This is a genomic window from Pseudomonas sp. R3-52-08 (assembly GCF_003851745.1).
Taxonomy (GTDB): domain Bacteria; phylum Pseudomonadota; class Gammaproteobacteria; order Pseudomonadales; family Pseudomonadaceae; genus Aquipseudomonas.
On record NZ_CP027730.1, the window covers coordinates 4,128,128 to 4,139,781 of the forward strand.

9 protein-coding genes and 1 pseudogene are annotated in these 11,654 nt (G+C 61.1%); 4 read left to right on the forward strand and 6 right to left on the reverse strand.

Going from position 1 to position 11,654, the window contains the following annotated elements; all coding sequences use genetic code 11:
* Positions 1-99 precede the first annotated feature (99 nt).
* From C4J91_RS18980 to C4J91_RS19000, 5 genes are all read right to left on the reverse strand, one after another.
* Positions 100-321, reverse strand: coding sequence for an MbtH family protein (locus C4J91_RS18980; RefSeq protein ID WP_057721389.1), 222 nt, complete (start codon positions 319-321; stop codon positions 100-102).
* Between the two features lie 82 nt (positions 322-403).
* A complete protein-coding gene (locus tag C4J91_RS18985) occupies positions 404-1,804 on the reverse strand; it encodes an aspartate aminotransferase family protein (protein WP_124363738.1) in 1,401 nt (466 codons plus the stop codon).
* A gap of 246 nt (positions 1,805-2,050) precedes the next feature.
* Positions 2,051-2,818: an N-acetylmuramoyl-L-alanine amidase gene (locus C4J91_RS18990; RefSeq protein WP_124363739.1), complete on the reverse strand. Its 768-nt coding sequence runs from the start codon at positions 2,816-2,818 to the stop codon at positions 2,051-2,053.
* 123 nt (positions 2,819-2,941) lie between these two features.
* Positions 2,942-4,261, reverse strand: coding sequence for an ATP-binding protein (locus C4J91_RS18995; RefSeq protein ID WP_124363740.1), 1,320 nt, complete (start codon positions 4,259-4,261; stop codon positions 2,942-2,944).
* Entirely contained in the window at positions 4,261-4,941 is a 681-nt protein-coding gene (locus tag C4J91_RS19000; RefSeq protein ID WP_124363741.1) for a response regulator, read from the reverse strand. The genes C4J91_RS18995 and C4J91_RS19000 overlap by 1 nt, the downstream gene beginning before the upstream one ends.
* Positions 4,942-5,117: 176 nt before the next feature.
* Here C4J91_RS19000 and dsbD point away from each other — a divergent pair, with 176 nt between their 5' ends.
* From dsbD to dsbG, 3 genes are read left to right on the forward strand one after another with little or no spacing between them, the layout of a single operon-like run.
* Complete coding sequence (dsbD, locus tag C4J91_RS19005; protein WP_124363742.1) at positions 5,118-6,845, forward strand: protein-disulfide reductase DsbD; 1,728 nt, start codon at positions 5,118-5,120, stop codon at positions 6,843-6,845.
* Positions 6,845-7,690, forward strand: coding sequence for a TlpA disulfide reductase family protein (locus C4J91_RS19010; protein ID WP_124363743.1), 846 nt, complete (start codon positions 6,845-6,847; stop codon positions 7,688-7,690). Before dsbD ends, C4J91_RS19010 begins: the two co-directional genes overlap by 1 nt.
* Positions 7,666-8,427, forward strand: a complete 762-nt coding sequence (gene dsbG, locus C4J91_RS19015) for a thiol:disulfide interchange protein DsbG (protein ID WP_124363744.1) — start codon at positions 7,666-7,668, stop codon at positions 8,425-8,427. The genes C4J91_RS19010 and dsbG overlap by 25 nt, the downstream gene beginning before the upstream one ends.
* 156 nt (positions 8,428-8,583) lie before the next feature.
* Here dsbG and C4J91_RS19020 read toward each other — a convergent pair whose 3' ends face one another.
* Positions 8,584-11,277, reverse strand: coding sequence for a hypothetical protein (locus tag C4J91_RS19020; protein ID WP_124363745.1), 2,694 nt, complete (start codon positions 11,275-11,277; stop codon positions 8,584-8,586).
* Positions 11,278-11,490: 213 nt separating this feature from the next.
* On the opposite strand from C4J91_RS19020, the pseudogene C4J91_RS19025 reads away from it, so the two are divergent.
* Positions 11,491-11,631, forward strand: a pseudogene (locus tag C4J91_RS19025) (thiol:disulfide interchange protein DsbG); the annotation flags it as partial.
* Positions 11,632-11,654 lie beyond the last annotated feature (23 nt).

Genomic DNA, 11,654 nt, shown 5'->3' on the forward strand with positions numbered 1-11,654 from the left:
GGGGCTTGCCCCCGATGGCGGTGGGTCAGTCAACAAATACAGTGACTGACACTCCGCTATCGGGAGCAAGCCCCCTCCCACATTTTTGATCAGTGGTGCTCAGGCGAGTGCAGCGCCATCCATCTTCTGGCGCAAGCTCAGCGGACGCATATCCGTCCAGTTCTCTTCGATATAGGCCAGGCACTCTTTCTTCATGCCGCTCTTGCCCACGGTTCGCCAGCCTTCCGGCACGGCCTTGTAGTCGGGCCAGATCGAATACTGTTCTTCGTGGTTGACCACTACCTGAAACAGGATGTCGTCGCGGTCAAATACTGAGGTCATTGCGGTTCTCCGTCGCTCAAAAGCTGGCCGCGCACCATGCGCAGCGCTGATATCTCTAGAAACGTTTCAGGGACCTGGAAAATTAGAGGCTGGCGAGCGCCGCCGCCACGGCGCGCCCGAAGATCTCGGCGACCCGGTCGATCTCGGCGGCGGTGATCACCAGCGGTGGCAGGAAACGCACCACGCCGCCATGCCGCCCGCCCAGCTCGAGGATCAGGCCGCGCTTGAGGCATTCACGTTGTACCAACGGCGCGAGCTGGCGATGCACCGGTGGGTGGCCTTGGATGTCGCGCGTGCCATCCGGGTCAACCAGCTCCACGCCGAGCATCAACCCACGCCCGCGAATATCTCCCAGGTGCGGGAAGTCGCGCTGCAGCAGGCGCAGATGTTCACCCAGGCGCTCGCCCATCGCCGCCGCATGCGCGGCCAGGTCGTGTTCCTTGAGGTAGCGCATCACTGCCGAACCCGCCGCCATTGCCATCTGATTGCCACGGAAGGTCCCGGCATGGGCGCCCGGCAACCAGGTGTCGAGCCAGTCGCGGTACACCACCACCGCCAGCGGCAGGCTGCCACCAATGGCTTTGGACATCACCACCACGTCCGGGATGATCCCCGCGTGCTCGAAGGCGAACATTTTGCCTGTACGGCCAAAGCCACTCTGGATCTCATCAACGATCAGCGCGACGCCCGCCTGTTCGGTGATACGCCGCAGCCCGCGCAGCCAGTCGAGATCGGCCGGGACCACGCCGCCCTCACCCTGCACCACTTCGACAATCACCGCTGCCGGCGGCAACACGCCGGCTTCGGGATCGTTGAGCAGGTTTTCCAGGTAATGCAGGTTGACCCGCACGCCCTGCGCGCCACCCAGGCCGAACGGGCAGCGGTAGTCGTAGGGGAATGGCAGAAACTGCACGCCGTTGCCAAGCAATGCGCCCAGCGGCTTCTTCGGCCCGAGGCTGCCCATCAGGCTCAACGCGCCCTGGCTCATGCCGTGATAACCGCCCTGGAACGACAACACCGTGCTGCGCCCGGTGGCGGTGCGTACCAGTTTCAAGGCCGCTTCCACCGCATCGGTACCGGTGGGGCCGCAGAATTGGATTTTCGCCTCGCGCGCCAGTTCCGGCGGCAGCAGGCCGAACAAATCCTGCACGAACTGATCTTTGACCGGCGTGGTCAGGTCCAGAGTGTGCAACGGCAACTCATCGCTCAACACTTGTTGAATGGCCTGGATCACCACCGGGTGGTTATGGCCGAGCGCCAGGGTGCCCGCGCCGGCCAGGCAGTCAATGAAACTGCGGCCTTCCACATCTTCCACATAGATACCCTTGGCCCGCTTGAGCGCCAGGGGGATGCGCCGCGGGTAGCTGCGGGCATTGGATTCCTGCTGGCGCTGGCGGGCCAGCAACGGGCTGTCGTCGAACTGGTAGAGCGTTTCGCTGACGTGCACAGGCGCGGCTTCGATGGGGCTGGTGGCGACTGACATCTCTCGATCCCTCAATACACGGGTGATGGTGGTCATCCGTGGGGGGCGGGGAATGCGCACGGACTTCATATTCTGAAGACGCATCAGGCGCGGGGGGATTTAGGGACCTGGTGGGATTTACAGATGTATGCAGATCAAATGTGGGAGGGGGCTTGCTCCCGATTGCGGTGTATCAGGCAGCCAATGGTTAGATGACCCACCGCTATCGGGAGCAAGCCCCCTCCCACATTTGAATGGCGTTCGGCTTTAGAGCCCGCGGTATTTTTCATTCAGCGCGTACAGGATCGCGCAGGTCTCAGCATCCAGAAGCCCAGCGTAATCCCGCGCCCGAAAGTGCATTTGAAACGCCCGGGTCCGCTGTTCAAAGGCTTGGCGGTTCCACGCCGGTTTGTAGCCATACCGCTGAAAGGCCCGCTCTACTTCCACCTCCGGCGGCAAGCTCAGGCAAAACCGGCGTTGGTACATCGCTCGGGTCGCCTCGTCAAACCAGGCGCCTACCCCGGCTTCATACAGGCAGCGCCAGGGCAACTGAGGTCCCGGATCGCTTTTGCGCCAGTACGCCACATCCGAATGCCCGAGAATATCCACCGGTCCGATCGGCGGATAACGCTCCAGAATATCGCGCACCAGCGTAATCAAAACCTCCACCTGTTGCTCGCGATACGCCGGGAAGGTGAACACGCCTTTGTCATCGCGCGCCAGGTTGACGATTTCGATGCCAATCGCGCGACTGTTGAGGTTATCCCGCCCATCCCAATGACTCGCCCCGGCATGCCAGGCGCGCTTGTCTTCGGGCACCAGGCGAAACACGCGCAGTTCGTCATAGCCGGCGGCGCGGTAGGCCGGTTCGTCGGGATCGGGCAGCAGATAGTGAGCGCTGACCCCGTTCTGGGTCAGGGTGCGCAAGGACGATACAAAGGGCGCCGCGGTGTAATGCAGGAGTACCTGCCTCACAGGCTCGCCGTTACGTTCGTTGAAGTCCTTGGCAGGGAAACTGGTATCGATGACCAACATAAGATCCGTCCTTTTCAGTACGGGCCGAATCATTCGGCCCTTTCAAGCGCAAAAAAATTACCGCCATCCTGAAGGCGTGAGCTTCGGGCGGGCGGTAATTATTTGGCACTTGTAGAAAAGCGATCAGTGTCGCAACGGCATACCCAACTCAACCCGCAGGCCATCGGCCTGGCTGTCGAACGTCAACGAGCAAGCGCAGCGCTGGACGATCGCCTGAACAATCGCCAGGCCCAGGCCACAGCCTTCGCTGCTGCCATTGCGCCAGAAGCGTTGGGTGAGATATTGCAGGTCTTCGCTGGATATCTGCGGGCCATGGTCACGCACGCGGAATATCACCTTGTCAGCGCTGGACGACACCCTCAGCTCCACCCGGGTATCGGCCGGGGTGTGACGCAAGGCGTTGTCCAGCAGGTTGCGCAAGGCCGCGACGGCCAGGCCCACGGGCATGTCCACCGGTGTGGCGGCAAGGCTGTCCGCCAGGACCAGGTCGATGCGCGAATTGTCCCCGGCGTTGGCGTCCTGGATCGCCAGCCTAGCAACGTCCTCGGCGCTGGACTGCAAGCCATCGTCAAACGACAAGCTGCCCTCCACCCGCGCCAGCAGCAACAGTTGCTCCAGAGTGCGATGCAAGCGGTCGGCGCCTTCTTCGGCGTGGGCCAGGGACTGGTCACGCGCCGCGCCTTCGGTCATGCGGGCCACTTGCAGGTGGGTCTTGATCGCGGTCAACGGGCTGCGCAGTTCATGGGCGGCGTCGCCGGTCAGGCGGCGCTCACGTTCGATGGTCTTGGCGATGCGTTGCAACAGTTGGTTCTGGGTGTCGAGCAACGGCTTGAGTTCACTGGGCAGCGGGTGGATCTGCAGCGGCTCGAGCGAGTCGGCGCTGCGGCGCATCAAAGCGTCACGCATACGATTGAGCGGCACCAGGCTCTGGCCGATGCCCAGCCACAGCAAGCACAGGCACCCCAACAAGGCCACGCCGACCGGCACTGAGGCCGCCAGCAGGATCGACAGGTTCAGCGCCTCACGCTCCACCTGACGGTCGGCCGTGGTGATCAGCAGGTCGCCACGGGACAGGGTGAAACTGCGCCAGCCCACGCCATCGATCATCTGGTCGCGAAAACCGCTCTTGCGCGACTCCAGCCCCTCATCCGGCGTGGTATGGCTGCGCGCCAGGATTTCGCCATGCAGGGAACTGACCTGGCAGGCCATGCCCCCCGGTACATTGAGTTGTTCGGTGCGCAAATGGGTGCCGGCGCCGACGCTGGCCAGGCCCGGCATCTGTTCGGTCAGCCCGGCCACCATACGCGCCGAGGCTACCAGGCGCTGGTCGAGGGAAAACATCATCTGGTTGCGCAGGTCGTTGAGCATCCAGGCCGCCGCCAGGGCCCAGATCAACACAAACGCGGCGCCGAGCTTGAACGTCAGGCGCAGGCGCAGGCTCATCACGAAGCATCCTCTCCCGCATCGGCCGGGCCCAGGCGATAGCCGAGGCCGCGCACGGTCTCGACGATGCCATTGCCCAATTTGCGCCGCAGGTGGTGGATATGCACATTGAGCGCGTTGCTTTCCAGCTCGTCGTTGAACCCGTAGACGCTGTCCTTGAGCTGCTCGCTGGAGAGCACACGGCCCTTGTTGTGCAGCAAGGCCTGCAACAGCGCTTGTTCACGGCGCGACAGGTCCACCGGCTGGCCGCCCAGGAAAGTCTCGCGGCTGCTGGGGTCATACGCCAGGCGGCCATGTTCGATCAGGTTGACGCTGCGCCCCGCCACGCGGCGCAGCAGGGTTTGCAGGCGGGCGGCGAGTTCGCGCAGGTCGAAGGGCTTGAGCAGGTAATCATCGGCCCCCGCCTGAAGGCCGTCGACGCGGTTGGTCACCGAGTCACGCGCGGTGAGGATCAGCACCGGAATTTCCAGGCCCTGGCTGCGCTGTTGTTGCAGCAATTTCAGGCCGTCTTCGTCGGGCAGGCCGAGGTCGAGCACCATGATGTCGAAGGTCGCCGCCCTGAGCATCGCCCTGGCCGCCGCCGCTGTGCCCACGCGTTCGACCGTGAAACCCTGGGCGGTGAGGCCGGCCACGATGCCGCTGGCGATCAGTTCGTCGTCTTCACAGACCAGTACGTGCATGCTGAACCCTTCATGAAAGATGCGGGTGATTAGAAAAGGCACGGATTAAGCGCGCATTATGCCGCGAACTTCGCAACACCAGACAATCCCTACACTCTAGAATAGCGCCCGGTTAATCATCGGTTAATCAACGCCACACATTGTGTGCCTCACTTGTATCGAACTAAGGCTGGACCATGCGGCATCTATTGACCTTTCTGCTGGTATTGTTCGCGGGGCTGGCCCAGGCCGCGCCGGGCAACCCTTTCGAGACCAAACCTGATTTCCTGCCGGTGGGCAAAGCGTTCACCTTTACCTCCGAACGTCTTGAAAGTGGCGAGACCCAGCTGTATTGGCAAATTGCCGACGGTTACTACCTGTACCAGCAGCGCATGAAATTCGACGGCCTGGCCGAGAAGCCCGTGTTGCCTCAGGGCGAAGCCCATAGCGACGAGTTCTTCGGCGAACAGCAAGTGTATCGCCAGGGCCTGGAAGTGAAGATCCCGGCCGGCGCCACCGGCCAGGTCAAGCTGGGCTGGCAGGGCTGTGCCGATGCCGGCCTGTGCTATCCGCCGCAATCGATCACCGTGGACCTGGGCGGCAACCCGGCCGTTGCCGCCACCGCCCAGGCCCAGGACCAAAGCCTGGCCAGCGGCCTGCAACAGCGCAGCCTGGGCTGGAGCCTGTTGATCTTTTTCGGCCTGGGCCTGTTGTTGGCGTTTGCGCCCTGCTCGCTGCCGATGCTGCCGATCCTCGCCGGGCTGGTGGTGGGCAGCGGTGCCAGCCCGCGTCGCGGCTTTGCCCTGGCCAGCAGCTACGTGGTGTGCATGGCCCTGGTATATGCCGCGCTGGGCGTAATGGCCGCATTGCTCGGCGGCAACCTTGCCGCACTGCTGCAAACCCCGTGGATCCTCGGCAGTTTCGCCGCGTTGTTCGTGCTCCTTGCCCTGCCGATGTTCGGCTTCTTTGAACTGCAACTGCCGGCCTTCCTGCGCGATCGCCTGGACCATGTCAGCCGCAAGCAAAGCGGTGGCAGCCTGATCGGTGCCGGCATTCTCGGCGCGTTGTCCGGCCTGCTGGTGGGCCCGTGCATGACCGCCCCCCTGGCCGGCGCCTTGCTGTATATCGCCCAGAGCGGCAATGCGCTGCACGGTGGCCTGATCCTGTTTGCCATGGGCATCGGCATCGGCATTCCGCTGTTGCTGCTGGTCACCGTGGGCAACCGGTTCCTGCCCAAGCCGGGCACCTGGATGAACGTGCTCAAGGGGGTCTTCGGTTTCCTGTTTCTCGGCACCGCCGTGCTGATGATTCGCCCGGTGGTCGACGCAAGCCTGTGGATCGGCCTGTGGGGCGCGCTGGCGCTGGTCATGGCCTATTGTGGCTGGGCCCTGGCCCGTGAATACGGCCTGGCCGCCAAGGTGTGTGGCGCCGGTTCCCTGCTGCTGGGACTGTGGGGCGCGATATTGGTAGTGGGCGCGGCGGGCGGCAGCGATGAGCTGTGGCAACCGCTGAAGGTCTACAGCGGCGCGCAGGTCGCGGCCACCGCCAGCGCGCACGATGCGTTCGTGACCATCAACGACCCCGCCGCCCTGCAAAGCCAGCTCGACAGCGCCAAGGCCCAGGGCCAATGGGTGCTGGTGGATTACTACGCCGACTGGTGCGTGTCGTGCAAGATCATGGAAAAACAGGTATTCGGTAGACCTGAAGTGATGGATGCCTTGAAAGACGTGCGCCTGCTGCGCCTGGACGTCACCGCCGACAACGCCGCCAGCCGCGAACTGCTTGGCCGTTATAAAGTCCCCGGGCCACCGAGCTTCGTGTGGATCGGCCCGGACGGCGAAGAACGCCGCGCCCAGCGCATCACCGGCGAAGTGGATGCCGCCGCCTTCCTGCAACGCTGGACGCAAACCCGAGACGCGCGCTGATGCTGACCCTCACCATCGGCACCTTCGCCATCGCCCTGAATCATATCCTGCTGATCAGCGCGCTGATTCTTGCCACCCTGGTGGGCTGGCGCGTGGCCAAACGTGGCGGTGAAAACCCCGAATCGGTACTGTTCAGCCTGTTCCTGCTCGGCATGCTGACCGCGCGCGTCAGCTTTGTACTGATGTACTGGAGCGATTACCGCAACGACTGGCTGCAGATGGTTGACCTGCGCGACGGCGGCTTTCTCGCCTGGCCAGGCGTTATCGCCTTGGTGCTGGGAGCGCTGGCCTACGGCTGGCGGCGCCCGGCCCTGCGCAAGCCACTGAGTGCCGGGGTAATCAGCGGCCTGGTGTTCTGGGGCATGGCCAGCCTGTCCCTGAACCTTTACGACAAGGGCTCGCAACTGCCGGACATCACCTTGCGCGATGCCAATGGCAATGTAGTGCAACTGGCCGATTACAAAGGCGGCCCGCTGGTGATCAACCTCTGGGCCACCTGGTGCCCGCCGTGCCGTCGGGAAATGCCGGTGCTGGAACGCGCGCAACACCAACGCCCGGACGTCACCTTCCTGTTCGTCAACCAGGCCGAGAGCATGCAAAGCGTCAGCACGTACCTGGCCACTCAAGGCCTGAATCTCGATAACGTGCTGTTCGACGCCAGCGGTCGCCTCGGCCAGGCCGTGGGTTCCATGGCCTTGCCCACCACGCTGTTCTATACCGCCGACGGGCGCCTGATCAACAGCCACCTTGGCGAACTGTCCCAAGCCAGCCTGGCCCGTGCCATGGAACCCTTCGACACCGCCCCACAAAGGAAACCGACATGCCTCGCCTCCGCCACCTGCTGACCCTGCTGCCTTTGACGCTCGCCGCCACCCTGGCCCAGGCCGAAGACTGGCCGGCCCCGATCAAACAGATCGAAGCCAAGGGCGCTAAAATCCTCGGCAAATTCGGCGCCCCCAGCGGCCTCACCGGCTACGCCGCGCAGTACCAGAACCGCGGCATGGCGCTGTACCTGACCGCCGACGGCAAAAGCGTGATCGCCGGCAACCTGTACGATGCCCAGGGCAACGACCTGAGCAGCGCGCCCCTGGAAAAACTGGTGTACGCACCGATGTCCAAGGAAGTCTGGGCCAAGATGGAAAAGAGCAGCTGGATCCAGGACGGCGACGTCAACGCGCCACGTACCGTCTACCTGTTCAGCGACCCCAACTGCCCCTACTGCAACATGTTCTGGGAACAGGCTCGCCCATGGGTGAAGGCCGGCAAGGTCCAACTGCGCCACATCATGGTCGGCATCATCCGCGAAGACAGCCCAGGCAAATCCGCCGCGCTGCTTGCCGCCAAAGACCCGCAAAAAGCCTTGGAAGAACACGAGGGCGCCGGCAAGGGCAGCAAGTTGCAGGCGTTGACCAAGATCCCGGCCGATATCGAGGCCAAGCTCGATGCGAATATGAAGTTGATGGAGGAACTGGAGTTGTCGGCGACGCCGGCGATTTTCTATCTGGATGACAAGGGTGGCTTGCAGCAACAGCAAGGAGCGCCGTCCCCGGAGAAGTTGGTGAAGATACTGGGGCCTAAGTGAGTCCCTCGCGAGGGACTCAATAAAAAGGCCTCCATACAGCGGAGGCCCTTGGTTTGCTAAAGATCACTCACTTGAGGCAAACCTCTACACCCTGAGCCAGTCACTCTGAAATCAACAACTCATGGGGTTCGCTAAGCGAATATCAGCAAACACAGCTTACTCGCGGAAGCACATGCTGAAGTTATCGATATACGAGTTGTCTTCTACAAGTACCGTCATCCAGGCCACAGTGGTCCCAGGCGTCGTTTTCAACTCGACCCAGAAACCGGCGTACCAATTATCGGGATAGGTATCTTGCCGGATCACATTGCCGGCGGGGCCATAAAAGGTGACTGTCGCTGGTAGTTCTTTCCAGACCCAGCCGAACCTGAGGGATTCCAGCTCACGACTGAAATCAAATCGATGCAGCTGTGGTGGAATTTGATGACCGGAACCATGGCACATGACAAAGTGGTTACCTGAGTAATAGTTGTTATTACCATAGGGCACTATACCCGCCAGACCCGCCCCCGATTGAAAGGTTATTTTCATCAAATCCGTCTGAATACTACCGCCTGCAGCAAACGTCCGCAGCGCCAGCCCCTCAAAGCGCTCTTCCCGGCAGATCAGTTGGCCCTTCACAATCAGGTTCAACACTGGAAAAGTGACGGAGTCCCTTTCTGGATCGTTGCTATCTGGCGCTGTAATGCAGGTGACGGTCAGGGGAGAATCATGTTTCAACAGCAGAATATCTGATCGACTCATCGTTTGAGAGAGCCCCGTCTGGGCCTCCTCAAGGGTAAGCGGCCGGCCCTTCACCACATAGAAAGTGTGCCCAGTTCCATTTTTTTTGATACCCGTGCATTTGAGCCAGACACATTGTCCGGCCAACGCAAACCACCAGGTTTCAACTGTGATTAAGGCATCTCCGGGGAAAGTAGTCAGATCGAGAATGCCGTATTGAGTAGCGGGTGGCGTAGCCTGTCTCACAACCGGCGTCGGCAGGCGCACCGGTACGCTGATGTGCAAATTCAAATCATCTGAAGTCTGCACCTTGCAAGCACTGGTGACGGTGTAGTTGATCTTCACCGTTTTGCCGATGCTTTCGATCACCGCCTCTCGAGGTACCAAAAAGGTAGTGGTTCCGCTGGCGCTGCCCGGCTGGGAGTCCAGTGGCCAGCACGCTCCGTTTGGCTTCGTCCAGCAAAGACTGAGGGTGTGGTTGGGATGGTTACCGAGGTAACTCACCTCGACATGCACGCCATTTCGTCCATTCCACACGGTCAGCTCGTTGTCCACAGCTTCCTGCACGGTGGGCGCTTTGAGCACTCGCTGTTCCTGGATGATGGTGAAAGATCGAGCCGGGAATTCGCGGGCGGTCGATCGATCGCACTGTCCATCGAAGCTCGCCGCAAAATGCAGCTTGAAGTCGCTGCAATCCGCCAGTTTTTTCAGAGCATTCCGGGCGATGGGCGTATCCACGCCATCGATTAGCCAGTGCGGCTTCAGTGGCACGTCCTGCAACACATCCAACTGCAAGGCCACGCCTTCCTCATCCACGCCCGTCAGCCACATCCAGCAACATTGGCCCTCTTTGGCATAGTCAAAAAGAGGTACCACACCCGAGGCATCGTTGTTGAACGTGGTGAGATCAACGGTCCCCATCGTTGCTTCTTCGATATCCGGTGTGGTCAGTTGCGGAGCAAGCACTTTGATGTGGCGATCAGGGGAAGATTGGGGTTGATAACTGTTGAACTGGAGGCTGTAGTTGAGCGTCAGCGTCTTGTCGAACAGCGCTGCAACGATATCGGGGGCAACATCGTATGACAGGCTCGTCTCGTCTTTCTTCACGTCCTGGCAGCCGAGGGCCACCGGCGCGTAATTCGGACCCGACGCATAGGCACAGACATGGTCGCCCTCGAACATGCCGTCGTAGCTGACGATTGCATGCCCGCCGTTGACCGTATTGCTAGGGTTGACCTGCCATTGACCTGGGGGTAGCTCCACCGACTCCTTCAAGTGCGGTGGGTTCAGTTCCTGTCCGGGGTCGACCAGCAACAACGAGGTAGTGCGCAGGTGGAAATCCTCGGCGTTCACTGGGAGCGGATTCTCCAGAAGCGGATCGCCAGGCGCAGGGTATACCGGGGCGGTGGTGTCCCAAATCACGCCCAGGTGAGCGGTGATCGCCGAATAGTCGTCCAGCCTGGACAGCCAGCCTCGCGAAAGCGTAAAGCGGAAAACATATTCTGGATGGGCTTCGTGATCCTGAACCACGTGATCCTTGGCTACCCAGGCGAAGCGATAGGGCGCGACGTGCTGGTTTCCCGCAACAACGACAAACAACCGCTGCCCGGGTTGAATCATCGGCCAGGCCTTGATCGCGACAATTTCATCACCCGGGAACTCCTGCATGCGCAGGTACCAGGTACTCCACTCCTCCTTGGCATGGGTAAACACCGGCCTTGAGACGACGAGATGCTCCTCCCTGATCTGTTGGATTTCCAGCTCAAGCGTCAAGGACTCCAATGCCCGCCCCCCTGCATTGGCCGTGTATTTGATCAATACCGTGTGCCCGATGCAGTAGCTGATCCACTGTGCCGGAATGTCGACGACATTCACGCCATTTTCGACAGAAACTGGCTCGAATCTCGGCTCGTCCTGATCCTTGACCGCCATATAGAACATGACGTTGGTGGCATTCGCCGGCAGCGTCAGCGTGGCCGTCGTGCCATCAATCGCATCAATGGGATACAGCACGCTGTTGTTCGCAGCGTGCTCGATAATCGCATAGGGCAGTTCCGTTTCAACGGCTGGCAGCGAATTAGCTGTCTGAACGGAACCGGTTTTTTTTGCAGGTATTTTGCTCGCCACGATAAGACTCCTTTCCAGCGTTAGATCATCGTCGGGACTGGCCAGACTGGCCAGAAACTGCGGTTATCTAACCCTTGGATCAAGAACCTTGCCTACTGTCAGAAATAACAGTTTTGTGGGGAATTCTCGGTATTTTGACCAACGGTCACCTTATAACCCCCTCCAGCTGTGCTAGCTACGTGGCCAGCAACGAGTGCGACACTCGGCAACTCCGATGCCAATATGAAATTGATGGAAGAACTGGAATTGCCGGCGACGCCGGCGATTTTCTACCTGGATGACAAGGGTGGCTTGCAGCAACAGGAAAGGGCGCCGTCGCCGGAGAAGTTGGTGAAGACTCAGGGGCCGAAGTAAGGTAAAAAAACGCCCACGTGTCA

What these genes read in the sequence shown, in the direction of transcription:
- C4J91_RS18980 (WP_057721389.1), bottom strand. Translation starts at nt 321, where the DNA reads ATGACCTCAGTATTTGACCGCGACGACATCCTGTTTCAGGTAGTGGTC.
- C4J91_RS18985 (WP_124363738.1), bottom strand. Translation starts at nt 1,804, where the DNA reads ATGTCAGTCGCCACCAGCCCCATCGAAGCCGCGCCTGTGCACGTCAGC.
- C4J91_RS18990 (WP_124363739.1), bottom strand. Translation starts at nt 2,818, where the DNA reads ATGTTGGTCATCGATACCAGTTTCCCTGCCAAGGACTTCAACGAACGT.
- C4J91_RS18995 (WP_124363740.1), bottom strand. Translation starts at nt 4,261, where the DNA reads ATGAGCCTGCGCCTGCGCCTGACGTTCAAGCTCGGCGCCGCGTTTGTG.
- C4J91_RS19000 (WP_124363741.1), bottom strand. Translation starts at nt 4,941, where the DNA reads ATGCACGTACTGGTCTGTGAAGACGACGAACTGATCGCCAGCGGCATC.
- dsbD (WP_124363742.1), top strand. Translation starts at nt 5,118, where the DNA reads ATGCGGCATCTATTGACCTTTCTGCTGGTATTGTTCGCGGGGCTGGCC.
- C4J91_RS19010 (WP_124363743.1), top strand. Translation starts at nt 6,845, where the DNA reads ATGCTGACCCTCACCATCGGCACCTTCGCCATCGCCCTGAATCATATC.
- dsbG (WP_124363744.1), top strand. Translation starts at nt 7,666, where the DNA reads ATGCCTCGCCTCCGCCACCTGCTGACCCTGCTGCCTTTGACGCTCGCC.